Source organism: Flagellimonas yonaguniensis, from assembly GCF_029193885.1.
Classification (GTDB): domain Bacteria; phylum Bacteroidota; class Bacteroidia; order Flavobacteriales; family Flavobacteriaceae; genus Flagellimonas; species Flagellimonas yonaguniensis.
Genome location: NZ_JARFVB010000001.1, coordinates 495,895 through 519,484, shown reverse-complemented (window position 1 = coordinate 519,484; position 23,590 = coordinate 495,895). Strand labels below are relative to the sequence as shown.

At 42.1% G+C, this 23,590-nt stretch carries 23 protein-coding genes; 12 read left to right on the top strand and 11 right to left on the bottom strand.

All coding sequences use genetic code 11. The annotated features are described in order from the left end of the window. Positions 1–7: 7 nt before the first annotated feature. From PY092_RS02335 to PY092_RS02300, 8 genes are all read left to right on the top strand, one after another. Positions 8–406, top strand: a complete 399-nt coding sequence (locus PY092_RS02335) for a hypothetical protein (RefSeq protein ID WP_275614241.1) — start codon at positions 8–10, stop codon at positions 404–406. 103 nt (positions 407–509) lie between these two features. After that, on the top strand, positions 510–989 hold the full coding sequence (locus tag PY092_RS02330; protein ID WP_275614240.1) for a GbsR/MarR family transcriptional regulator: 480 nt from the start codon (positions 510–512) through the stop codon (positions 987–989). A gap of 40 nt (positions 990–1,029) precedes the next feature. Beyond that, on the top strand, positions 1,030–2,109 hold the full coding sequence (locus PY092_RS02325) for an efflux RND transporter periplasmic adaptor subunit (RefSeq protein WP_275614239.1): 1,080 nt from the start codon (positions 1,030–1,032) through the stop codon (positions 2,107–2,109). 32 nt (positions 2,110–2,141) lie between these two features. Further along, positions 2,142–5,288 carry an efflux RND transporter permease subunit gene (locus PY092_RS02320; protein WP_275614238.1) on the top strand — a complete coding sequence of 1,049 codons (3,147 nt, stop codon included), beginning with the start codon at positions 2,142–2,144 and terminating at the stop codon, positions 5,286–5,288. A 31-nt stretch (positions 5,289–5,319) separates the two neighbouring features. After that, entirely contained in the window at positions 5,320–6,720 is a 1,401-nt protein-coding gene (locus PY092_RS02315; RefSeq protein WP_275614237.1) for an efflux transporter outer membrane subunit, read from the top strand. A gap of 4 nt (positions 6,721–6,724) precedes the next feature. After that, positions 6,725–7,330 carry a TetR/AcrR family transcriptional regulator gene (locus tag PY092_RS02310; RefSeq protein WP_275614236.1) on the top strand — a complete coding sequence of 202 codons (606 nt, stop codon included), beginning with the start codon at positions 6,725–6,727 and terminating at the stop codon, positions 7,328–7,330. A 139-nt stretch (positions 7,331–7,469) separates the two neighbouring features. After that, positions 7,470–8,669 carry a pyridoxal phosphate-dependent aminotransferase gene (locus PY092_RS02305; RefSeq protein WP_275614235.1) on the top strand — a complete coding sequence of 400 codons (1,200 nt, stop codon included), beginning with the start codon at positions 7,470–7,472 and terminating at the stop codon, positions 8,667–8,669. After that, the gene (locus PY092_RS02300; RefSeq protein WP_275614234.1) at positions 8,669–9,808 is read left to right on the top strand and encodes an AEC family transporter; all 1,140 of its coding nucleotides are present in this window, start codon (positions 8,669–8,671) and stop codon (positions 9,806–9,808) included. The genes PY092_RS02305 and PY092_RS02300 overlap by 1 nt, the downstream gene beginning before the upstream one ends. Before the next feature lie 61 nt (positions 9,809–9,869). Here PY092_RS02300 and PY092_RS02295 read toward each other — a convergent pair whose 3' ends face one another. Beyond that, positions 9,870–10,565 carry a lysoplasmalogenase gene (locus PY092_RS02295; RefSeq protein ID WP_275614233.1) on the bottom strand — a complete coding sequence of 232 codons (696 nt, stop codon included), beginning with the start codon at positions 10,563–10,565 and terminating at the stop codon, positions 9,870–9,872. Then, positions 10,559–11,032: a CYTH domain-containing protein gene (locus PY092_RS02290; protein ID WP_275614232.1), complete on the bottom strand. Its 474-nt coding sequence runs from the start codon at positions 11,030–11,032 to the stop codon at positions 10,559–10,561. The genes PY092_RS02295 and PY092_RS02290 overlap by 7 nt, the downstream gene beginning before the upstream one ends. Before the next feature lie 27 nt (positions 11,033–11,059). Between PY092_RS02290 and dinB the strand changes: the two genes are divergently transcribed. After that, complete coding sequence (dinB, locus tag PY092_RS02285) at positions 11,060–12,160, top strand: DNA polymerase IV (RefSeq protein ID WP_275614231.1); 1,101 nt, start codon at positions 11,060–11,062, stop codon at positions 12,158–12,160. 124 nt (positions 12,161–12,284) lie between these two features. Here the strand turns inward: dinB and PY092_RS02280 are convergent, their stop codons facing one another. Continuing rightward, on the bottom strand, positions 12,285–15,065 hold the full coding sequence (locus tag PY092_RS02280) for a M16 family metallopeptidase (protein ID WP_275614230.1): 2,781 nt from the start codon (positions 15,063–15,065) through the stop codon (positions 12,285–12,287). A gap of 241 nt (positions 15,066–15,306) precedes the next feature. Between PY092_RS02280 and PY092_RS02275 the strand changes: the two genes are divergently transcribed. Beyond that, on the top strand, positions 15,307–15,885 hold the full coding sequence (locus PY092_RS02275; protein ID WP_275614229.1) for a TetR/AcrR family transcriptional regulator: 579 nt from the start codon (positions 15,307–15,309) through the stop codon (positions 15,883–15,885). 121 nt (positions 15,886–16,006) lie between these two features. Here PY092_RS02275 and PY092_RS02270 read toward each other — a convergent pair whose 3' ends face one another. The 8 genes from PY092_RS02270 to PY092_RS02235 form a co-directional block, all read right to left on the bottom strand. Beyond that, positions 16,007–16,555, bottom strand: a complete 549-nt coding sequence (locus PY092_RS02270; protein WP_275614228.1) for a carboxymuconolactone decarboxylase family protein — start codon at positions 16,553–16,555, stop codon at positions 16,007–16,009. Positions 16,556–16,590: 35 nt separating this feature from the next. Further along, positions 16,591–16,749: a hypothetical protein gene (locus PY092_RS02265; protein ID WP_275614227.1), complete on the bottom strand. Its 159-nt coding sequence runs from the start codon at positions 16,747–16,749 to the stop codon at positions 16,591–16,593. Between the two features lie 92 nt (positions 16,750–16,841). Continuing rightward, positions 16,842–17,690 carry a helix-turn-helix domain-containing protein gene (locus tag PY092_RS02260; protein WP_275614226.1) on the bottom strand — a complete coding sequence of 283 codons (849 nt, stop codon included), beginning with the start codon at positions 17,688–17,690 and terminating at the stop codon, positions 16,842–16,844. A gap of 148 nt (positions 17,691–17,838) precedes the next feature. Continuing rightward, on the bottom strand, positions 17,839–19,281 hold the full coding sequence (gene pyk / locus PY092_RS02255) for a pyruvate kinase (protein ID WP_275614225.1): 1,443 nt from the start codon (positions 19,279–19,281) through the stop codon (positions 17,839–17,841). A gap of 2 nt (positions 19,282–19,283) precedes the next feature. Beyond that, positions 19,284–19,754, bottom strand: a complete 471-nt coding sequence (locus tag PY092_RS02250) for an IPExxxVDY family protein (RefSeq protein WP_275614224.1) — start codon at positions 19,752–19,754, stop codon at positions 19,284–19,286. 106 nt (positions 19,755–19,860) lie between these two features. Beyond that, positions 19,861–20,598, bottom strand: a complete 738-nt coding sequence (rnc, locus tag PY092_RS02245; RefSeq protein WP_275614223.1) for a ribonuclease III — start codon at positions 20,596–20,598, stop codon at positions 19,861–19,863. 9 nt (positions 20,599–20,607) lie between these two features. Further along, positions 20,608–21,858: a beta-ketoacyl-ACP synthase II gene (fabF, locus tag PY092_RS02240; protein WP_275614222.1), complete on the bottom strand. Its 1,251-nt coding sequence runs from the start codon at positions 21,856–21,858 to the stop codon at positions 20,608–20,610. A gap of 101 nt (positions 21,859–21,959) precedes the next feature. Next, positions 21,960–22,193 (bottom strand): acyl carrier protein, encoded by a 234-nt coding sequence (locus PY092_RS02235; RefSeq protein WP_009778413.1) that lies wholly within the window; start codon positions 22,191–22,193, stop codon positions 21,960–21,962. Positions 22,194–22,355: 162 nt separating this feature from the next. Between PY092_RS02235 and purN the strand changes: the two genes are divergently transcribed. After that, positions 22,356–22,919, top strand: a complete 564-nt coding sequence (gene purN / locus PY092_RS02230) for a phosphoribosylglycinamide formyltransferase (RefSeq protein ID WP_275614221.1) — start codon at positions 22,356–22,358, stop codon at positions 22,917–22,919. Beyond that, positions 22,919–23,554, top strand: coding sequence for a ribonuclease H family protein (locus PY092_RS02225; protein WP_275614220.1), 636 nt, complete (start codon positions 22,919–22,921; stop codon positions 23,552–23,554). Before purN ends, PY092_RS02225 begins: the two co-directional genes overlap by 1 nt. Positions 23,555–23,590: the final 36 nt, after the last annotated feature.

Sequence of the window (23,590 nt, the reverse complement as noted above, 5' to 3'; positions counted from 1 at the left end):
CCATATCATGAAAAAGGATATTGAAATTCCCGTAGCCAAGGATGTCCATGTAGCAGTAATTCGTGAGTGGAACGATGAATTTCTATCCAAAGATTGGAATGCCTACCTCATCAACAATAGAGCGGATGCCATTGAAATGACCATTGTGGTTTCCAAAGGATTTGATGATAACAAAAAGACCTCCACGATGCGACATGGTATTGGGGTTGTTGAGCCAAAGTCCTTTAAAAAAATTGAGTTTCTACAAGAAGAAGTACTGGCGCTCAACAATGAATTCTTTGTTACCTTTTTTGCAGAGAACAAACTCTTTGAAAAAAGATTCCTATTTCCCAAACATTCCATTTCGGAAAAACACCTTACCAACATCCCTATCATAGATAAGGAGGGTGTTCTTTCTGAAGGTTAATGGATATTTTCATGGCAACAACTTCCTTTTAACAAATATTTAAGTTCTATTGGTTCGGTTTGTTCCGAACCAATTTTATCTTTGCGCCTTCAAAATCCATTATATGGAATATTCGAAGGAAGAAATCATTGAAATCTTAGGGGTGCATTTGGAGCAGGAACATAACCTACCTCCACTGGCATCCCGTATTTATGCCATTTTAATCTTAACGGACCAAGACGGACTAACCTTTGAGGACTGTTTGGAAAAACGAGGGGCCAGCAAAAGTTCCACTTCCACATCATTGAACCTATTGATGAATATGGGGGTAATTACCTATTTCACAAAACCGGGGGATAGAAGAAGGTACTTTAAAACGGCTAAGAAGAAGACCTTTTTTCTCTCCAAGCTTCAAGAAAGCCTGAACCGAATTGAAACTGAAAAGCACATTATCACGTTGGTAATGGGATATCATAAAAAATACAGCCCAAAAAAGTATGAAGAAGGACAGGTAAGGACACAAATCTATCTGGACTACGTCAACGAGAACGAAAAGATCTTAAAAAAATCCATCGATAAACTAGAATCAATTTTAAAAGAGTAATCACTCCAACAACCATAAACGTAACAAAGGAAGTTCGTACATGAAAACAATCAAATCAATCTTAGTATCAACAGGCGCACTATTGATCTTATCTTGTGGGGGCAAAAATCAGCAGCAAGCTGTTGCGGGACCCCAAGCCCCTTCCCTTAAAGTAAACACTTTGGAAAAGCAGGACATCACTATATACAATTCGTATTCCACCAACATTCAAGGAAAACAGAATGTGGAAATTTGGCCCAAAGTTTCGGGCTTTGTCCAAAACATTTATGTGGAAGAGGGCCAAAAGATAAAAAAAGGCCAATTGTTGTTCAAACTGGAAACACAAACCCTTTCACAGGATGCGGAAGCGGCCAAGGCTGCGGTTAACGTTGCTCAGGTAGAAGTGGATAAACTTGTCCCACTTGTGGAAAAAAACATCATCAGCGAAGTACAATTGGAAACTGCAAAAGCCCAATTGGAACAGGCCAAAAGCAACTATAGCAGTATTGCGGCGAACATTGGCTACTCCAATATTATTAGTCCCGTAAATGGGTACATCGGCGAGATTCCCTACAAAGTAGGGGCTTTGGTCAGCAGTACCATGGACGAACCATTGACCGTGGTTTCCGATATAACCGGTATTCGCGCCTATTTTTCCATGACCGAAAAGGAACTTTTGGAAATGAAAAGCGAGATGACCGATAATGGCTCTACAGTTTCATCTGAAAATACGCCCGAAGTGGAATTGGTAATGATCAATGGCGAGACGTATCCCAAAAAAGGAAAAATCGCCATGGTGAACAATATCATCAACCCAACAACAGGAAGTGTAACCCTAAGGGCAGATTTTGACAATCCCAATTTGCTGTTGAGTTCTGGAAGTACTGGAACCATAAAGGTCCCTTCTACCTATGAGAAGGTCTTTGTCATCTCACAATTTGTAACGGTGGACTTGCAGGGCACTAAAATGGTTTATGTACTGAATGATGACAATACGGTAAAAACCGTTCCCTTGAACATCGTGGCCCAAACCGATAAGGAATTCGTCGTAGAGGAAGGTTTGGAAGAAGGAAGCACCATTGTTACCGAAGGTGTATCCAAACTGAAGGATGGACAAACCATTAATCCAGTAAAACAATAATTACCATCAATCACTTATAGAACGAATTATATATGTTCCAGAAATTTATAGATCGTCCTGTACTCTCCACAGTAATATCCGTAATCATTGTGATTTTGGGTATTCTAGGGCTGAGTACATTACCCGTAGAACAGTACCCCGAGATTGCCCCGCCAACGGTGCAGGTAAACGCCAACTACACTGGTGCCAACGCTGAGACGGTACTTAAAAGTGTGGTTATTCCACTGGAAGAGCAAATCAACGGTGTGGAGGGTATGACCTACATGACCTCCTCCGCCAGTAACGATGGTACGGCCAACATCAGTGTGTTTTTTGAGCTTGGTGTTGACCCCGATATTGCGGCGGTAAACGTACAGAACAGGGTGGCAAGGGCCAATAGCTTGTTGCCACAAGAAGTTATAAACACAGGGGTTACCACCCAAAAAGCACAAAACAGTGGCCTTCTGTTTTTCTCCATTTTCTCCGAAAATGAGGATTACGATGCCATATTTGTGGAAAACTATGCCAAAATCAATCTTGTTCCCCAATTACAACGAATTAAAGGGGTTGGTAACGTAAATGTGTTTGGATCCAAGGATTATTCCATGCGAATCTGGATCTCTCCCGATAAAATGGCCGCCTATGATTTGGTACCTGCCGATATTCAAGCTGCATTGCGTGAGCAAAATACCGAAGCGGCAACAGGTAAAATCGGGGAGAACGCGGATGGTATTTTTGAATACGTAATGAAATACAAAGGGCGTTTATCCGAAGTAAAAGAATACGAGAACATTATCCTTAGAACAACGGATGATGGTGGTTTCCTTCGCCTAAAAGATGTGGCCGAAATTGAATTGGGGGCATTGAGCTACGTAAGGAAAAACTCTGGTATGGGAAACCCCGGTGTTGCTGTGGGGGTTTATCAAACTTCAGGATCCAATGCGAAAGAGATCATTGATGAGATCGAAGCAATTTTGGAAGAATCCAAAGCTGATTTCCCCGCGGGATTGGATTATGTAATTCCGTTTAACTCCAAAGATTTCCTGGACGCCTCCATAGATCATGTGGTACAAACATTAATTGAAGCATTTATCCTGGTATTTATTGTGGTGTTCCTGTTCCTTCAGGATTTCAGGTCCACGTTAATTCCAGCTATTGCAGTACCCGTGGCCATTGTAGGTACCTTTTTCTTCCTGCAATTGTTCGGCTATTCCATCAACATGTTAACGCTTTTCGCCATGATCTTGGCCATTGGTATTGTGGTGGATGACGCCATCGTGGTGGTCGAGGCCGTACATGCCAAATTGGAAGAAGGTGCAGATTCGGCAAAAACCGCCACCAAGAACGCGATGAGCGAAATTTCGGGAGCCATTATCTCCATTACCTTGGTCATGTCAGCGGTATTTATCCCCGTTTCCTTTATTCAAGGTTCCTCGGGAGTATTCTACCAACAGTTTGGTATTACCTTGGCCGTGGCCATTTTGATCTCGGCCATAAACGCTTTGACCTTGAGTCCCGCGTTGGCGGCATTGTTCTTAAAGCCACATGACCATGAAAAAGGGAAAAAGAAGAATTTCTTGGCCCGATTCTTTAGGGCTTTCAACGTTGGTTTTACAGCAATGACCAATAAGTACACCAACACCATTGGTATCTTGGTAAAACGTAAATGGATAACCCTTGCACTCCTATTGGGCTTTAGTGCCATAGCTATATTCCTATTCCGTTCCACACCATCCGGGTTTGTACCCGATGAGGACCGTGGGATGATCTTTGCCAATGTGAGCATGCCTCCTGGCACCACCATTGAAAAAACGGAGGAGACCATCATGAAGTTGGATTCCATTTATGAATCCATAGATGTAATCGATGCCAGGATGAGTGTGGCAGGTTTCAGTTTGCTGAACCGGGTAAGTGCTGGATCTTATGCTTTCTCCATAATGAAATTGAAAGACTGGAGCGAGAGGGATGCCGATTCCCTATCGGTAAATGCAACCATGCAGAAACTATACGGAATCACAGCAGGTTTCAATGATGCACAGATCATTTACTTTACACCGCCGAGTATTCAAGGGTTTGGTACAAGTTCTGGTTTCGAAGTGCAGCTTCAGAGCAAAACGGGAGAAGACTGGAACTCCATCAACGATGTGAAGAATCAGTTTTTGGGAGCCTTAAATGCTCGACCCGAAATCCAATATGCCATTTCCCAGTTCGATCCCGGTTTCCCTCAGTACGACTTGGACATCGACATGGAAAAAGTAAAAATGGCCGGGTTGACCGCAACCGACATATTCAACGCACTTCAGGGCTATTTTGGAGGTATATATGCAACCGACTTCAACAAATTTGGGAAGCAATACCGTGTAATGATTCAGGCCAAACCTGAAGACCGTGCCAACGAAAACTCCTTGAACCATATTTTTGTTAGAAATGCCAACGGGGAGTCTGTTGCGGTAAGTCAATTTGTGGACCTCAAGAAAATATATGGGCCGGAAGTGGTACAGCGATTCAACCTATTGAGCTCCGTGAGCATTACCGGTGTGCCCAATCCAGGGTACAGTACAGGTGATGCCATTACAGCGATTGAAGAAGTAGCGGCACAGGTGTTGCCGAACTCCTATACCTACGATTATTCCGGATTGACAAGGGAAGAAAGTAATGCTGGGTCTCAGACCATTCTCATTTTTATCTTGAGCTTGGTCTTTGTTTACTTTCTGCTGAGTGCACAATATGAAAGTTATATTTTACCCCTTTCCATATTGCTGTCTTTACCTTTTGGTATCGCAGGAGCCATTCTTTTTATCAACGTAGCTGGTTTGCAGAACAACATTTACTTCCAGATTGCACTGATCATGTTGATTGGTCTGTTGGCCAAAAACGCCATTTTGATCGTGGAGTTTGCATTGCAACGTCGACGGGCAGGACTCTCATTGTTTGATGCCGCAGCGGACGGTGCACGTGCAAGGCTTCGACCTATTTTGATGACATCCTTCGCATTCATCTTTGGTCTGTTGCCATTGGCACTTTCCTCAGGAATCGGGGCCATCGGAAACCAATCCATCGGTGTAAGTGCCGTAGGGGGAATGTTAGTGGGAACCATACTCGGTGTATTTATCATACCCGTACTGTTTGTAGTGTTCCAAGCCTTGCAGGAACGTATTTCCGGCAAGCCCGAAGAACTTCAACATATTGACAATGCCTAATTATCCTTTGATCAGACAAAGTATATCATCCATGAAAATAAAATCCACATATAAACTGCTCTTGGTACTTACAGCGCCACTTTTGTTGCAATCGTGCTTCGTGGCCAAAAACTACTCAAGACCAGAAGTAGAGACAGAAAATCTCTACCGAACCGATAATTTGCCACAGGACAGCGTTTCCATGGCCGATGTATCCTGGAGGGACCTATTCAATGACGAGCAATTGAAATCCTACATTGAACAAGGTCTGGAGAACAACATAGACATCCGTATTGCGCTACAAAATGTCGTGGCCGCTGAAGCTTACGTAAAACAAGGTAAGGCTGGTTACTACCCTACGCTTTCGGGCACGGCTAGTTTCACGAGGACCAAAAACTCCCAAAACAGTCAGTTTGGTAGCTTTTTTACCAGTGCTTTGGAACAATACGAATTATCTGGCAGTCTTTCGTGGGAAGCCGATGTTTGGGGTAAGATCAGAAGCAATAAACGAGCTTTTGGTGCTTCATATTTGCAGAGTGTTTCTGCCCATCAAGCAGTAAAAACCAACTTGATCGCTAGCATTGCCTCCACCTATTATCAATTGTTGGCTTTGGACAAACAGCTGGAAGTTTCCAAACAAACCTTGGAAGCCAGAAAGAACAGTTTGGAGACGACGGTTGCGCTAAAAGACGCAGGACAAGTAACCGAAGTTGCCGTGAAGCAAACGGAAGCCCAAGTCCATACAACGGAAATCATCGTGATCGACCTTGAAAACAATATCAAGCTGTTGGAAAATGCTTTTAGCATCCTCTTGGGTAAAGCTCCACAAAAAATTCAACGGGGAAGTTTGGACAATCAGGCCATTGACACGGAATTGCGCACGGGTGTTCCTTATCTGTTATTGGCGAACCGCCCTGACGTGATGCAGGCAGAATACAGTCTTATCAATGCTTTTGAATTGACCAACGTGGCTAAAAGCAGTCTGTACCCATCATTGAGTTTATCCGCTTCAGGAGGATTTCAAAGCTTGGAATTTGACAATTGGTTGGATGCCAGTTCACTCTTTTCCAGCTTGGTTGGCTCTTTGACCCAACCTATATTCAATGGAAGGCGGCTACGCACCCAGATGGAAGTCGCCAAAGCACAACAACAACAGGCCTTCCTGAACTATAAACAAGCTTTGCTTACGGCCGGAAGGGAAGTTAGCGATGCGCTTTACACTTACGATGCAGAAACCCAAAAAATGGAAGCCCGCTCCAAGGAGTTGGAAGCTTATGCAACAGCCGAGGATTATTCCGAAGAATTGTTGAACAACGGTCTGGCCAACTATTTGGAAGTGTTGACCGCTCGACAAAATGCATTGAGTTCCGAACTGAACTATGTGGATTCCCAATATGCACAACTGAGTGCTATAGTGGAATTGTACCGAGCATTGGGTGGAGGTTGGAAATAAAAAAATGGTAGAGCGTAAAAACGATATACTGGTCTATGCCATAGAGAACTTTACCAAATTTGGAAGTAAGCGGTTCTCCATGGATGAATTGGCCAAAAACCTCGGTATCTCCAAAAAAACCCTCTACAAGCATTTTAGTAGTAAAGAAGAATTGGTCAAGAAAAGTTTATCCTATTATTTCGGTAAAATCCGTGCCAATATCGACAACTATATGCTCAGCAACCACAATGAAGAACAGCCACTTATCACAATAATATACATTTACAAGCAAGGGTTGATCGCTTTTCAGGAGATCAACCCTGCTTTTCTTCATGGACTCAACAAATATTACCCCAAAGCCTATGAAGTTTATTCCCAACTAAAGCACGACATTGTTTGGGATGTTGTATGTCCATTATTACAAAAAGCACAGCAACTCAATCAGGTTAGAAGTAACGTGAATGTGGAGTTGGTCTGCTCACTTTTTTTGTCCCGAATGGAAGAAACCGTGTATTCAAAGGCCAATTTATTTGACGAATACAGCATCCACGAATTGTTGGAGCATATCATTATCAACAACCTACGCGGCATTCTCACGTTGGAATATCTTCAAAAAAGTCCTTTGCAATAGCAACTTTTCTTGACAATTTATCAAAAAACCCTTGTCAATTTTAACACATCTGTTCTTAAGAGGTTGATTTTTACGTTTTTACCATTGTTTTTAGGAAAACGATCGCGTATTTTTAAATTCTTCTAAAACAAAAAAACCAATGGGAACTACAACTAACATCAACAGACGCGATTGGATAAGAAAAAGCGTACTTACCGCAGGTGGTGCAATGGCATTGCCGTACATAGGATTGGCTGAAACACCAAAAGCTCCATTGACCTTGGATGCCGAGGGAAATGCGGTTTACAGTCCTTTCTTTAAAGAATATTTGCCAAAGCCTGAAGATGCACTGCCGGAATTGGCAGCAAAACTGAATGCCAACGAAAATCCATACGGACCATCTCCAATGGCCCTGGAAGCCTTTAAAAATTCAGCTGCTGGAGGAAACCGGTACGCTTGGAGAGAACTCTACCAGTTGATTGGAAAGATTGCGGATTTTGAAGGTGTAAAGAGCAAAAACATAATGATGGGGCCCGGTTCTTCCGACCTATTGGAAAAAACAGCCATGGTCTTCTTTATGAACGGAGGCAATGTTGTTTCCGCCGACCCAGCATACATGTCACTTATCAGGGTGGCTGAATCCGTAGGAGCTACTTGGAAGCCCGTTCCATTGAAAGATGATTGGTCGCATGACCTCAAGGCCATGGAAGAGGCTATTGACGACGAAACAAAACTGGTATACATCTGTAACCCCAACAACCCAACAGGTTCAATGACAGACCATGAGGAGCTTGTGGATTTCTGCTCTAGAGTTTCAGAAAAAGTTCCTGTTTTTGTCGATGAAGCCTACCTATGGTTCTTGGATGATGGCGCTAAAAAGAGTATGGTTTCTCTAGTGGAACAAGGAAAAGATGTAATCATTGCCAGAACATTCTCCAAAATACACGGTATGGCAGGTCTGCGTGTCGGATATATTGTTGCCTTGGAAGAGACCTTGGGAAGAATACAAAAAATCACTCGTGGAGGCATGGGAATCTCTTTGCCGTCCATATATGCTGCTATGGCCGCAATGGACGATGATGCATTTATAGAGAAATCCCGTAGCCTCAATGCAGAATGCAGGGATTATGTTTACGAAAGCCTGGAAAAACTCGGCATCACTTCGTATGTGCCTTCTTCTACAAGTTTCATCATTTTCCCTATTGAAATGGAAGGTAGGGCATTTTTAGAGCAAATGACCGAATTAAAGGTAGGGGTTCGTGCTTTCCAGTTTATGGACCAAAACTGGTGTCGTGTCAGTATGGGAACCATGGACGAAATGAAAACATTTACCGCTGCACTCAATAAAGTGTTGGTATAGTGGATATCGGAATTCAAAAAACCATTGTATTCCTTTTTTTCATCTTCATTGGGGTTTTACTTAAAGTAAAGTTTAAGTCCAAGGAAGAGATTACGGGAATAAAAAAAGTAATTCTCAACCTAGCTTTGCCCGCAACGATTTTTATTGCATTGTTGGGCGTAAAGGTAGAGTTGCATCTATTAATATTGCCCTTGTTGGCGCTTGGGCTCAACCTACTGTTGTTTTTTGCCATGCCATTTATATTGCCCCTTATGGGTATTGGCAAAGGAACACCGGAGTACAGAACTGCTAAGTTGTTGGTTCCCTCCTTGGCACCGGGCCTTTCTTCTTTTCCATTTATATTGGAATTTTTGGGAGATGAGTATTTGGCCAAAGCAGCCATGTCAGATTTGGGAAACAAGGTCTTTGTACTGTTCTTTTTGTACTTGGTGGCGATGAACTGGCATTACAGCCTTCAATCCAACGAAAAAAGAAATGGCGGAACCAAGTTGAAACCCTTGATCAAGGCCATGATTTCAGAGCCGGTAAATGTATTTATCGGAGCAGCCTTGATTTTATTGGCGTTTGGATTGCACATGGACTCCTTACCTTTCTTTATGAGCGAAACACTTGAAAAACTCAGCTTGATTATGACACCTTTGGTGTTGTTGTTCATAGGATTGGCCGTAAAGATCAAAAGGAAACAATTTTTCCAGATTTTCTCACTGTTATGTACCCGAGCAGGGCTCGTACTATTGATATCAGGAATTTTTGTGACCTTGACCGGAATTGAAGCAAGGAACGAAATATTGTTGACCATCGCTTTTGGTTTGAGTGCCTGTAGCTTTTGGCCTTATGCCCATATAGCTGCCGTGGACAGTATGGAAATGGACAAAAAATCCAAAAAGAAGACCTTTAGCAGCGACTTTGGTGTGGCCATTCTGGCATTGTCCTTTCCTTTGTCAACCATGCTGATTTTGGCAACGTTGAACAGCGGATCGTTCTTTATGAACCCATTCAATATTTTTATGATAGCCGTTGTGCTTCTAGCTGTTGGATTTACGATTCCATTGATCAGCGGTGTGAGTAAAAAAAAGTGGTCCGAGCAAAAATTAATAGATCATGAAATAAATTCTGCAGCCACGGAAAAAGCTGCCTAATTTTTTAATAAAATCAACTGCATGATGACCACCTGGTTTTTAAAGATCAGGTGGTCATTTTTTATACAGATTGTTTTTCTTCCCTAACATCTGTTTTTAAAATGATGTTTCTGGCTGCATTGGCAATCAATCCGATGCTTAACCAATACGTGCCTAAAATAATAATACTGGAATAGTCAAAATCCGATTTGAACTTGCTAATAGCAATCATGGTATCCGAAAACATAAAAAGTAGAACGGCTATGGCTATCCAAAGAAACTCAGTTCGTTTTTCCTTTAGGAAAAGTCCGATTCCCTGCCACGCCATAAAGCAAATGACCACCACATAAGCCGCTACAGGGATCATAAATTGACCCAAACCGGGCCTTAGCCAAAAGAAAAGTGCAGTGCCAATTCCATATAAAATGATGAAAGCAGCCCAACTTCCGTTAAATCCTTTTAGTTGTATAAAACCAATTACAAATAGGATATGCGCTACCAAAAAAGCGGCGAGTCCAAACACAAAATAAGCAGAAAACAACAAAAGTATGTCTCCCATCAAACAAAACAACAGCGCACTAATCATGATACTTTTGAATTTAGTATGCTGCTTTTGGGGAATAATGAACAACAGGGAAATAACCAGAATGGTAGTCAACGGTTTAAAGACCATATAAACTGTTCTATGGCCAAAAAACTCCATGGTCATGGCTAAAACAGCACTGATGGCAATCAACACATTGATGATCAAACCAGTTTTTTTTGATTGTTCTACCACGTCTTGAATGGTTTTTTGCTTAATTGGGAATTATAATATTCCACTTGGCCCGTAACTTCCTGGCCCAGCCAATCTGGTTTTTCAAAACGTTCTTCTTCGTGTTTGAGTTCAACTTCTGCCAGTACAAGCCCCTTGTTTTCGCCCAAAAACTCATCCACTTCAAATACATGGTTTCCAAAAGGCACCTCAAACCGTATTTTTTCCAAAATCCCTGCCTCACACAGATCAATCAAATTCGTTGCTTCGGATGCACTGATTTCGGTTTCCCATTCAAATCGTGTGGTACCCGATTCATTACTGGCCCCCTTCACGGTCAAAAAGCCTTTCTCCCCTTTTATCCTTACCCTAACGGTTCTGTCTGGATCCGTGTTCAAGAATCCCTGTACTATCCGAGTCTGGGATGTCGCTTTTTGTTTATATCCGTCCGAATTGACCAAAAACTTTCGTTCTATTTCCAAATGTTCCATCAAACTAAATATACCCTAAATTTGAAAATGGACTTTGATTTTCCCCTAAGAAAAATTATTCATGTGGACATGGATGCCTTTTACGCGTCCGTGGAACAGCATGATAACCCAGAGCTGAAAGGGAAGCCAATTGCCGTTGGGGGAGGATCCAAACGCGGCGTGGTCTCCGCTGCAAGCTACGAGGCACGAAAGTTTGGGGTGCGAAGTGCCATGGCAGGTACCATTGCTCGCAGAAATTGTCCCGATCTCATATTTGTAAAACCCCGCTTTGATCGCTACAAAGAAGTCTCCAAACTGATTCGGAGTATTTTTTTTGAATACACCGACTTGGTGGAACCCCTTTCCTTGGACGAGGCCTATCTGGACGTGACGGAAAACAAAAAAGGGAACCCATCAGCAACCTTGATCGCGAAAGAAATCCGGCAAAAAATAGTTGAAAAAACCGGTTTGACAGCTTCCGCAGGAATATCCATAAACAAGTTTATCGCCAAGGTCGCCAGCGACTACAATAAACCCAATGGACAGAAAACGGTCAACCCGGAGGAAGTCATCGAATTTTTGGAAAACTTGGACATTCGAAAATTCTATGGTGTGGGCAAGGTCACAGCCGAAAAGATGTACCGTTTGGGAATTTTTACGGGGAAAGACCTCAAAGAAAAGTCATTGGAGTTCCTCAATCAGCATTTTGGAAAGAGTGGGGGCCATTATTATAATGTGGTAAGAGGAATCCATTTAAGCAGTGTAAAGCCTCATCGCATTCCAAAATCCGTCGGTGCTGAGCGTACATTTTTTGAAAACCTGAGCAGTGAAATCTTCATGCTCGAGAAATTGGAAAACATTTCCAGCGAACTGGAAAGAAGACTTCAAAAATCGAAAATTGCAGGAAAAACAGTCACTTTGAAGATTAAATACAGTGACTTTACATTACAAACCCGAAGTAAGACCCTCCCCTATTTTATTGCCAGCAAAGATTTGATTTTGGAAACGGCCAAAGAACTTTTGTACCAATCCTCTTTGGAAAATTCGGTTAGGCTATTGGGTATTTCGTTGGCCAACCTCAACACGGAAAAGAAAAAGGAACAACCTGAAAAGGAATCCGTGCTGGTTCAGCTCAAATTTGATTTTTAAAAAAAAGGTTGTCTGATAGCTTTGTATCTGTCAGGTTGAGCGCAGTCGAAACCCAATAAACGTTCTCGACTGCGCTCGAACTGACAAAGTCAACACTTTTAAATGCTTCAGACAACCTCTTCAACTAATTTTTGATATCCGTGTCCACGGATTCCACCACAGGCTTTTTGGGATTACCATCGGCATCGATTTCTATGATATTATCAAAACCAAGTTCATCCAACTTGTTGATGATCTTGGCTCTATCCCCTACCATAAACCAGTTTACCTTTTCTGGCTTTACCACTTCGTTGCTCACTTTTCTGATATCATCCACGGAAAGGTTTCTTACGTTCTGATCATATTTTTGATAGTAATCGTCCGGCAAATCATATCGAATCAGATTCCTTACCGAACTGTTTACGGAACTATTGGTTTCCCATTGACCAGGAAGCTTCAGCACTTGATTGGTCTTTACTTTCTCCAGTTCTTCACTGGTTGCGGGCCTTGTGGAAGTGAATTCTGATACTTCCTTTCTAATTTCCGTTACCGATTCGGCTGTTTTATCGGTTTGTACAGGTGCATAAACAATGAATGGACGTTCTTCTTTGGAACCCAGAACAAATCCTCCCGCCCCATAGGACCAGTGTTTATCTTCCCTTAAATTCATATTGATCCGCGAAGTAAAATCTCCGCCAAGAATGTTCACCATCTGCTCCAAGGCTATCTCGGAAACATCTCCATATTTTTCGGTCAAATGTCCAGCCAAAATCACCGATTGTTGGGACTCTGGTCGGTTCATTAAATACAATGTGTTCTTGGAATTGGTCTTGGGTTCGTTGAATGTAATGGTGGGCACATCGCCCCGCTTCCATTTGGCCAATGTTTTCTCCAACTTGGATTTCAACTCGCTCATCTCCACGTCTCCTGTAACGATCAAGGTGGAATTGTTGGGCTTGAACCACGTATTGTAGAAATCGACCACATCTTCCCTAGTCAATTTTGAAACCGTATCCTCATAACCCGTTCCAGTATAAGGGTTACTATATGGATGGTCTTCGCCGTAAAGATATTTGTTCATTACCCGAAGTGCCATGCCAATAGGTTGGGACTTCTCTTGTTTTATATTGTTGATTTGCTCTTTTTGCAGCCTATCAAACTCTTTTTGAGGAAACACAGGGTTGAGCAGAACATCCATGAACAAATCCAAACTGGCATCCAAGCTTGGTTTTAAGGTACTCATGTACACATTGGATTCATCTTGACTTGAGAAAGTGCTCAAAGATGCCCCCAACAATTGAAGTTGTTCATTTATTTCCAAGGAGGTCATATCCTTGGTCCCTTCATCCATCAAATTCATGGCCAAACTGGCTGTTCCAGGGCTGGACAGATAGTCGGTCTTGTATCCTGCATCCGCAACCAGATTGATGATTACCGTAGGTACGCCTTTTCGTTGTGCCAATACCACATCGAGTCCGTTGGATAGCTGCATACGCTGAAGCTCCGGAAATTTTGAACTTTTTGGCGCCCCTAGTTCTGGCAACTTGCTTCTGTCTACGGAGGATTCAACGATATCATATTCGGGAAATGGTCGGCAAATCAAGACATGTTTCCCCTTGCTAAGCCATTTTTCTGCTGTTCTCCTCAAGTCTTCGGCTGTAGCTTCTTCCACATATTCCAACTGTGTTTTGTAGTAGGATGCATCTCCATGATATGTTTGATTGGAAGCGAGTATGTCCGAAACTCCACCGAATCCACCAATTCGTTCCAAACCTTTGATGAAATTGGCAAAGTAATTGGCCTTTACCCTTTTGAGTTCATCCGCTGTGGGACCTTCTTTAATAAACTTCTCGATTTCGGCCTCCAACTCTTTTTCCAGTTTTGCTGGATCCTCCCCTTGTTTCACATTCAAATACGTGATGAACTGACTTGCGATTTCACTGGATGATTGAAAAGAGACTGCAGCACTGGCCGATTGATCTTGGTAAATGAATTTTTGGTACAATCTTGAGTTCTTTCCACTGCTCAGGATAGCGGAAATCAAATCAAAGTGAAGGTCTTCTTGTGCACCAAATGGTGGTGTGTTCCAAGCAAATAGGATTCTGGTCTCAGGAACACGGTCTTGGTATTCTTGACGCGAATCGTAAATCTTATTGGGAATGTTTACCTCTTGCCGTTCCACTGTTGGGCCCGAAGGTATGTCCCCAAAATACTTGATCACTTTTTGATGCACTTCCTCTGCATCAATATCCCCTGCCACGGCAACTACCGCATTGGCAGCACCATAATAGGATTTGAACCACTCCTGCACGTCTTCCAATGAGGCTGCGTTCAAATCTTCCATTTCTCCAATAACGGTCCAGGAATACGGATGTCCTTTAGGGTACATGGCCTTGGTCAAGTAATCCCATTGCATCCCGTAAGGCTGGTTTTCCCCTTGTCTCTTCTCGTTTTGAACAACACCTCGCTGCTCGTCCAATTTTCCCTGATCGATGGCACCCAACAAATGCCCCATCCGGTCGGATTCCAAAAATAGGACTTGGTCCAAGGCGGAAACAGGTACATTCTGAAAATAGTTGGTCCGATCATTGTTCGTGGTTCCATTAAGGTCGGTTCCCCCGATGCTTTCCAAAGCTTGGAAATAATCGGTGTTGTAGTTTTCACTTCCGTTGAACATCAAATGTTCAAAAAGATGGGCAAAACCACTTTTTCCTGGCTTTTCGTTTTTAGACCCTACATGGTACCAAACGTTCACCGCAGCAATGGGAGCTTTATGATCCTCATGTACCAAGAGCGTAAGTCCGTTTTTAAGGGTGTACTTTTTGTAATCGATGTCAATGTCATCTGCTTTAAACTGAAATCCTTGTCCAAAACCCATGGAACAGGACAAAAGGGCCACAATAGAGGCCAGAAGTAACTTTTTCATTTAGGTAGTGTTTTAATTTGATTGATAAAATGAATATTACAATATAGGAAATTGTTTGCAACAAACGCTATTTTAAACAGTTAGCTTAAGAAAAAGCTTTCCTCTCAAAAAAAACACCCCATTGTTATCTAAAAAAGTGGATTTTATTTTCTCCTAGGTATCGGTTTAATTGCTCGGGCCAATATTTCTTTATTACTTTGTAATACCATCGACCACCATTAACTCTATTCTTACTGATTTTATGCAACGAAACGAATTGCACGAGCACATCATATCCTCAGCGGGAGATCTTTTTTATTCCCAAGGATATAATTCAACGGGGGTCAACGAAATCATAAACAAATGCGATATAGCAAAAGCTACGCTGTACAGCCATTTTAAATCCAAGGAGGATATTTGTGTGGCTTATCTGAATCAGCGGCACAGTGCTTTTATGGACAGGCTTAAGGGCTATGTTGATCAAAGAAATGAAAGCAGAAACCAATTGTTGGCCATTTTTGATTTGTTACGGGACATGTACCTCGAAGAGAATTTTCAAGGGTGTTGGGGACTTAAGACATTAGGGGAATTGTCCCTGGACCAAACCACGATTCTTAACATGATTCAGCAACAGAAAAAGGAACTGCTCCTTAATTTAGGGGAGGTCGTGGGCGATAACATTTCCAATTTGTCCAAAGCGGAAACGGAAAAAATATCGGGAGGACTCTATCTTTTGTATGAAAGTGCCGTTACGGAGAGCCATTTATTCAAAAACGACTGGCCCATTTTTATGGCCAAAAGTATTGCCCCTGCACTATACCATGATGTGGAGTTGAAATAAGAGAAAATGTCAGTTCGAGGGCAGTCGAGAACTATTTATGCCTTGTTTTGACAAAACACCTCGACTACGCTCGATGTGACATTCATATCAACGATGTTGATATTTATTATCTAAATTTTCGTTAGGCTTCTACAGCTTCCAAGGGTTGTGCCACTGGGAAATCCACAGGGACTTTTGTAGTGCTGTGTACGTAGTTGGAGATAGTTTTATCTCCCACTAAAACGATAGTATCAATGAGGTTTTCCTTGGTCCATCCGGCTGCAAAGAAATCAGCCAACACTTGTTCGTCTGTTGCACCTCTGTTCTCGGTAATGTTTTTGGCCAATCTCGCCAAAGCATCCAGTTTATCGTCAAACGAGGCTTTTCCCGCTCTCAATTCCAAAATCTGCTCATCCGTAAAACCGTTCATTTTTCCAATGGCAGTGTGTGCGGATAAACAATAGATACAATTGTTCACTTGGCTCACGGCCAAATTGACGACTTCTTTTTCCTTGGCCTTCAATGAGGTTTTGGCATTGGAAAGGCCTAAATAATTGCCCAAGGCATTTTCTGAATGGGCATAGGTGGCGAAAAGGTTGGGAACAAAGCCCACCGCTTTTTCCAAGTTGTCAAAAATAGCCTGATTGGCCACACTTACTTCTTCTCTTTTAGGTACATTGATTGTGCTCATAATTGTAATTTTTAATATGAATTGTTTTTAATGGATTAATACGTCTGTACAAAGGGCTGTTCCGCATCACAATAGAAATCATGATGGTACTTTTGCTCACAGTGTTCCGAAACCGTTACGGTTTGTGCATCGGTTTTCTGTGATGTTCTAAAAATCTCAATGAGATTGAAAATGGATTTTTCCGTGGGTTTCATCTTTTATCTGTTTTTTAATTACAGGGCAAAGATGCTCCGAAAAGAAGAGTGGGTGTTAGGAAGGATTTCCCGACGGCTTGACGAATTTTCCCTTAGGCCACCAAAAACAGGTTTTCACGGTATTCCGATGGGGTCATTTGGGTCATTTTCTTAAAAAAGCGACTAAAATGGGCGGGGTCGTTAAAGCCGAGTTCAAAGGCTATTTCCTGATTTTGCTTATCGGTAAAATTGATGAGTCGTTTTGCCTCCAAGGCAATTCGTTCCAGAATAATCTGTTGAGGGGATTTCTGGTTGTAAATCGCAAAAAGGTTGGAAAGTGTCTTGGGCGACTTGTGCAACAAATCGGCATAATCCCCCACCTTTCGTTTTGTCTTAAAATGCATATCCACCAAAAAGTTGAATCTTCGGATGGTATCTATTTGTTCGTTACCGAGTGTTTTTACGATCAATTGTTCTTTTGCCAAGCGCGTGCTCATGATGATCAACCTTTTTAGGAGCATTTGAAGCATATCGCCTTGGATATTGTCCGGCGTGGAAAACTCTTCAATGAACATATCGTGCAACAGATTGAACTTGTTCAATTGTTCTTGTACAATGGTAATGATTGGGATGTCCTGCGTTCCAAAAAACAGGATTCCGTTACAAGAAACCTCGCTGTCATGATCGGATATACAATAAAATTCCCTGTTGAAAAGTATGGCCGAAAGAGGCAAATGGGTTTCAACATAAGAAACATGCTGAAGGTAAGTGACGGTTATAATTTGATCTGGCATCAATTCCAAATCCATTCCATCTATCTGAATGGTAAGTGGGCAATTGTTCCTGTTCCACAAAAATTTGATGGTCTTGGAGGTTACGGAGAATCGTTCTGCGTCTCTTTTGATATTATCCGTAAACCCTAAAATGGCCCCTAACCTGGAATCTTTGTACTCGTGTCTCATGGATTAATTGCTTGGTTGCTTAAGAATTAGTCCTATTTCATTAAACATACTTACAATACCAAGGACCGTGATGCAAGAAATTGGTGTCCAATAAAAAAGGCGTACATCAAAAATGTACGCCTTTTGGATATTCATGTATGTAAGACTGTTAGAAATTACAGCTCTCTATTTCGGTTACACGCAAGGTATTTACCATTCCTTTTTCTTTAATCGGCATAGCCGCCAAACTAATCAGCATATCCCCTACTTCCAAGAAACCTTTTTTACAGGCGATTTGGTTCACATCTTCAATGGTTTGGTCAGTTGACACGAACTTATCGTAATAGAATGCTTTTACGCCCCACAATAGGTTCAACTGGGTCAATATCCTTTTGTTGGATGTAAATACAAGGATGTGCGCAGCAGGTCTCCAAGCTGATATCTGGAAAGCCGTGTAGCCACTATTGGTCAATGTGGAAATGGCTTTTGCCGAGATTTCATTGGCCATTAGGGCCGCATGATAACATACTGACTTGGTAATATATCTTTTGGTGCGAATATGTGGTGGGTTCTGGGGGACCTTGATCAAGCTGGAATTTTCAACACTGGTTACAATGCTTGCCATTTTTTCGATTACCTGAACTGGATAATTCCCAACAGAAGTTTCCCCAGAAAGCATTACGGCATCGGCACCGTCCATTACGGAATTGGCCACATCATTTACCTCGGCACGGGTGGGTGTTAAGCTGGTGATCATGGTCTCCATCATCTGAGTGGCAATAATTACTGGAATTCTACCTTTTTTGGCACTCAATACCAATTTTTTCTGAACCAATGGAACTTCTTGTGCAGGAATCTCCACACCCAAGTCTCCACGGGCCACCATAAGTCCGTCCGAAGCCTTTACAATTTCATCGATATTTTCCAGTGCTTCCGGCTTTTCAATTTTGGAAATCACAGGGATTTTATGTTCTGTGTGCTCCTTGATCAAATTATGAAGGTCGTACAAATCTTGTGCGTGGCGCACAAACGACAATGCAATCCAGTCCACATCTTGCCCAATGGCAAAAATGGCATCCTTGATGTCTTTTTTGGTAAGAGCTGGTAAAGAAATATCCGTATTGGGCAGGTTTACCCCTTTTTTGGATTTTAAGGGACCGCCTTGAATTACTGTAGCTACTACTTCATCCTCTCCATTGGTGGATTTCACTTCAAAAATAAGCTTGCCATCATCAAGCAAAATACGCTCTCCAGCTTTTACATCCTTTGGAAAACTTTGGTAGTTCATGTATACTCTTTCGGCCGTTCCCTCGAAAGGCTCGCCTGTAACAAAAGTAACTTCATCACCTGGGGAAACTATGGCTTCGCCGCCCATTACCCCAACTCTTAATTTAGGGCCTTGTAAATCGGCAAGTATGGCTGTGTTGATTTCCAACTCCTCATTGAGCTCCCTTATCATTTTGATTCGTTCGGCAACATCTTCGTAAGCAGCGTGGGAAAAATTAATTCTAAAAACATCTACACCTGCCAGGATCATTTCCTTTAGAACTTCCTTTTTACTGGTGGCGGGTCCCAGGGTCGCTACAATTTTAGTCTTCTTTCTAGTTGGCATTGTTAAAAGATTAAATTTCTTTTTGATTTTAAGTTTTGCGTGTCCAATGGATATGCAGTAATTACCTTGGCAATCTGGTTTATGGATTTTATTTTATGGGAAAACATCGTTTCATCTGCTGCATCCACTTTCAAAAAATAATCAACTTCTTTACGTTCTCTTACCAAGTAATCGGTTCTCTTGGAAATATTGTTTTCAAACAGTCCCAATGAAGGGATCTCTTCCTCAACTTCGCACTTGTTCGAAATAAGTGTCCAATACTCATCGTTTATCTCATCGTCCCAATCGAACACTGAAAAAGACATACGATCATCAAGGTGCAGGTCTTTTTCCATGCGTTTTAAGTATAGCCCACAGATGGAGTTTATGGCATAGGTAATGGCATAATCTTCCAGGTTACTGTGTATGGCGATAAGAGAAAAACCATCATCGTAGAGGTCTGCCGATATCTTATGCGTTGTTAACATGCCCATAACACGAACGGTAAATATAGGCTTAATCCCATTGAATGCCTAGTTAATACATAACAATACACTTCTAAAAACAAGCGAAAACGTTTGAGTTTACCATTATTTAAAGTTACTTGTTTTCAATCCTGTTCTGCAATGCAAAATAGGCTCGTTTGGATGCCTTTTCCTCTGCTTTTTTCTTGGATGTGGCTCTTGCTTTAGCAAGCATTCTGTCCCCAATGGTAAGTTTTACGGCAAAATGTTTCAGCTCATCATTGCCAGTGTCCTCGTACACATTGTAATTGAAGGATTTTTTCTCTTTTTGGCACCATTCGATCACTAAACTTTTGTAACTGATGACCTTGCCCTCGAGCTGCTCTATGTCCACATAGGGTTCTATCACGCGCTCATCAATAAACTTTTCACAGTAGGCATAGCCCCTATCCAGATAGATTGCTCCCACTAGGGCTTCAAATACATTCCCATGAATATTTTCCCCGAAATGTTCTTTGGGAATCCTACTTTCCACATACTTCAACAGTCCCAAATCCTTGCCTAGTTCGTTCAAGTGCTTTCGACTGACCACCTTGGAGCGCATTTTAGTCAAGTAGCCCTCATCCCCTTCCGGGACTTCGTTGTATAAATATTTAGAGATGATGGTTCCAAGCATGGAGTCACCCAAAAATTCCAAACGTTCGTAGTTGACCGGGTTTCCCTTATCGTCCTTTTTATTCATGGACCTATGCAGGAATGCTGTTTTAAAGATTTCCAAGTTCTTGGGCTTAAACCCAAGAATTCTTTTCATTCCCAAAAAAAAATCCCCATCCGTGCTCGGATGGGAATTGAATATTTTGGAAGTAAGTTTCATGTTACAAAACTACCCTATTTTTTTGAATAAGACACAAGCATTGTGTCCTCCAAAGCCAAATGTATTGCTCATAGCTACCTTTACCTCACGCTCTTGGGCCTTGTTCAAGGTCAAGTTTAGCGATGAATCGATTTGCTCATCAACAACACTATGGTTAATGGTAGGAGGTACTAAATTGTGCTCCATTGCCAAAATAGATGCAATAGCCTCAATGGCTCCTGCCGCACCCAACAAATGTCCGGTCATGGACTTGGTTGAGTTGATATTGATATTTTTGGCATGCTCACCGAATACTTTGGAAATTGCTTTTAGCTCAGCAACATCCCCAAGCGGTGTTGAAGTTCCGTGAGTGTTAATAGCATCAACATCTTCTGGCTTTAGCCCAGCGTTCTGTAAGCAGTTTTCCATAACCTTAACCACCCCAATCCCTTCAGGATGCGGTGCGGTCATGTGGTGGGCATCACTGGATAGCCCCCCGCCCAAAACTTCTGCGTATATCTTAGCTCCTCTAGCTTTGGCGTGCTCATACTCTTCAAGTATAAGTGCACCTCCACCTTCACCCAATACAAACCCATCTCGGGTAGCATCAAATGGTCTGGAAGCGGTTTCAGGACTTTCGTTTCTGGTAGAAAGTGCATGCATGGCGTTAAATCCGCCCATACCTGCAATAGTTACAGCTGCCTCACTACCACCGGTAACAACAACATCACAATGACCTAACCTAATATAGTTAAGCGCATCGATCATGGCATTGGCCGAAGAGGCACAAGCAGAAACTGTGGTATAGTTTGGTCCCATAAATCCATGTTTGATGGAAATGTTACCAGGCGCGATATCTGCGATCATTTTAGGAATAAAGAATGGATTGAAACGCGGTGTACCATCGCCATTGGCATAGTTGATCACCTCATTTTGAAAAGTTTCCAATCCGCCTATTCCTGCACCCCATATAACGCCTACCCTAAACTTGTCTACAACGTCCAGGTCAATCCCAGAGTCTGCAATGGCTTCGTCTGAAGACACCAAGGCATATTGGGCGAACCTGTCGAGTTTTCTGGCTTCCTTGCGGTCAAAAAAATCGGAAGGATCGTAACCCTTGAGCTCGCAAGCAAACTTTGTTTTAAATTTTTCGGTATCGAAATAAGTAATGGGGGCAGAACCGCTCTTACCGGTCCGTAGTCCTTCCCAATAAGCTTCCAAATTGTTACCTATGGGCGTTAACGCTCCCATTCCGGTAACCACAACTCGCTTTAACTGCATTGAACTATTTTTTTACCCTTTAGACGTAAATTATAAAAAAAATTATCCATGTGATAATAACCACATGGATAATTTATAATCTTTAGCGATATATCATATAATTACTTAGCTTCTTCAATGTAGCTAATGGCCTGACCAACAGTGGCAATGTTCTCTGCTTGGTCATCTGGTATCTGAATATCAAATTCTTTCTCAAACTCCATGATAAGTTCAACAGTGTCCAAGGAATCCGCTCCTAAGTCGTTGGTAAAGCTAGCTTCTGCAACTACTTCATTTTCATCTACACCTAGTTTATCAACGATGATAGCCTTTACTCTTGATGCAATGTCTGACATAATTATTGTGGTTTTAAAAATTTAAATCGTTGGCAAAAATATAAAACTTTGGATTAAATACACTATTTGACGATAAAATGTGCTCCAAATTAAACATCTTTAATTACTGTATCTTACTTTAGCCGACGTAATTTAGTCCAAAATCATATGAATTCCTAACGAATGAAACGAATTGTAATCTTCGCCTCGGGAAGCGGATCCAATGCAGAAAATATTATTTCCTTTTTTCGTCAGAAATCCAACATAACAGTATCCGCGGTACTTACCAATAAGAGTTCGGCAAAAGTGCTCGAGCGTTGTGACCGACTCCACGTTCCCGCCTTCTATTTCAACAAGGCTGCTTTTAAAGATTCCGATGCCGTGGTACAGTTTCTTAAGGGCTTACAGACTGACCTCATCGTACTTGCTGGATTTCTATGGAAGATTCCATCCAACCTCATCGAAGCATTTCCAGATAAAATCATCAATATTCATCCTGCCCTATTGCCAAAATATGGAGGAAAAGGCATGTATGGGGAAAGAGTGCACCAAGCCGTGAAAGATAATAATGAGACCGAAACGGGCATTACCATACATTATGTAAACGAAAATTATGATGAGGGCGCCATCATCTTTCAAGCCACAACTTTAGTGGAGTCTTCGGACGATGCCAATACCATTGCCCAAAAAGTGCACCAACTGGAATATGAGCATTTTCCGAAAGTGATAGAAAAACTGCTGTCCTAATGGCCAAAAAAAAGAAGTTTTATGTGGTTTGGAAAGGCAAGCACCCTGGTATTTTTGAGTCCTGGGCAGATTGCAAGGCTCAAATTGATGGGGTAAAAGGGGCACAATACAAATCGTTCGCCACTTTTGAAGAAGCAAAAAAAGCCTTCAACAGCAACTATTTGGAGTATAAGGGCAAATCCAAAGGCAAAAAGGAACTCACTCCAGAAGAGCTCCTCAAAATTGGGGACCCCAACTACAACTCCATCGCCGTGGACGCTGCGTCCAGCGGAAATCCGGGAAAAATGGAATATCGCGGTGTGGATACCAAAACCAAGCGAGTTCTTTTCCATCAAGGTCCTTTCGAGCAGGGTACGAGCAATGTTGGGGAATTTTTGGCACTGGTCCATGGTCTCGCTTTCTTGAAACAACAAAAAAGTGACCGCATCCTCTATTCAGATTCGAGAATCGCCATCGGATGGGTGCGAAAGAAAAAATGTGGCACCAAACTGAACAAAACAGCTAAAAACGCCCAACTTTTTGAACTGATCGAACGTGCCGAAGAGTGGCTCAAAAAGAATCGGTTCAATACTCCCATCGTAAAATGGGAGACCAAAGCTTGGGGCGAAATTCCTGCTGATTTCGGAAGAAAATAATCCGTTTCACGAACAAAACACCCATTTTTTGATAAT

Excerpts from the sequence above, each read along its gene's own strand:
- PY092_RS02335 (WP_275614241.1), top strand. The coding sequence starts at position 8 with ATGAAAAAGGATATTGAAATTCCCGTAGCCAAGGATGTCCATGTAGCA.
- PY092_RS02330 (WP_275614240.1), top strand. The coding sequence starts at position 510 with ATGGAATATTCGAAGGAAGAAATCATTGAAATCTTAGGGGTGCATTTG.
- PY092_RS02325 (WP_275614239.1), top strand. The coding sequence starts at position 1,030 with ATGAAAACAATCAAATCAATCTTAGTATCAACAGGCGCACTATTGATC.
- PY092_RS02320 (WP_275614238.1), top strand. The coding sequence starts at position 2,142 with ATGTTCCAGAAATTTATAGATCGTCCTGTACTCTCCACAGTAATATCC.
- PY092_RS02315 (WP_275614237.1), top strand. The coding sequence starts at position 5,320 with ATGAAAATAAAATCCACATATAAACTGCTCTTGGTACTTACAGCGCCA.
- PY092_RS02310 (WP_275614236.1), top strand. The coding sequence starts at position 6,725 with ATGGTAGAGCGTAAAAACGATATACTGGTCTATGCCATAGAGAACTTT.
- PY092_RS02305 (WP_275614235.1), top strand. The coding sequence starts at position 7,470 with ATGGGAACTACAACTAACATCAACAGACGCGATTGGATAAGAAAAAGC.
- PY092_RS02290 (WP_275614232.1), bottom strand. The coding sequence starts at position 11,032 with ATGGAACATTTGGAAATAGAACGAAAGTTTTTGGTCAATTCGGACGGA.
- dinB (WP_275614231.1), top strand. The coding sequence starts at position 11,060 with ATGGACTTTGATTTTCCCCTAAGAAAAATTATTCATGTGGACATGGAT.
- PY092_RS02280 (WP_275614230.1), bottom strand. The coding sequence starts at position 15,065 with ATGAAAAAGTTACTTCTGGCCTCTATTGTGGCCCTTTTGTCCTGTTCC.
- PY092_RS02275 (WP_275614229.1), top strand. The coding sequence starts at position 15,307 with ATGCAACGAAACGAATTGCACGAGCACATCATATCCTCAGCGGGAGAT.
- PY092_RS02270 (WP_275614228.1), bottom strand. The coding sequence starts at position 16,555 with ATGAGCACAATCAATGTACCTAAAAGAGAAGAAGTAAGTGTGGCCAAT.
- PY092_RS02265 (WP_275614227.1), bottom strand. The coding sequence starts at position 16,749 with ATGAAACCCACGGAAAAATCCATTTTCAATCTCATTGAGATTTTTAGA.
- PY092_RS02260 (WP_275614226.1), bottom strand. The coding sequence starts at position 17,690 with ATGAGACACGAGTACAAAGATTCCAGGTTAGGGGCCATTTTAGGGTTT.
- pyk (WP_275614225.1), bottom strand. The coding sequence starts at position 19,281 with ATGCCAACTAGAAAGAAGACTAAAATTGTAGCGACCCTGGGACCCGCC.
- PY092_RS02250 (WP_275614224.1), bottom strand. The coding sequence starts at position 19,754 with ATGGGCATGTTAACAACGCATAAGATATCGGCAGACCTCTACGATGAT.
- rnc (WP_275614223.1), bottom strand. The coding sequence starts at position 20,598 with ATGAAACTTACTTCCAAAATATTCAATTCCCATCCGAGCACGGATGGG.
- fabF (WP_275614222.1), bottom strand. The coding sequence starts at position 21,858 with ATGCAGTTAAAGCGAGTTGTGGTTACCGGAATGGGAGCGTTAACGCCC.
- PY092_RS02235 (WP_009778413.1), bottom strand. The coding sequence starts at position 22,193 with ATGTCAGACATTGCATCAAGAGTAAAGGCTATCATCGTTGATAAACTA.
- purN (WP_275614221.1), top strand. The coding sequence starts at position 22,356 with ATGAAACGAATTGTAATCTTCGCCTCGGGAAGCGGATCCAATGCAGAA.
- PY092_RS02225 (WP_275614220.1), top strand. The coding sequence starts at position 22,919 with ATGGCCAAAAAAAAGAAGTTTTATGTGGTTTGGAAAGGCAAGCACCCT.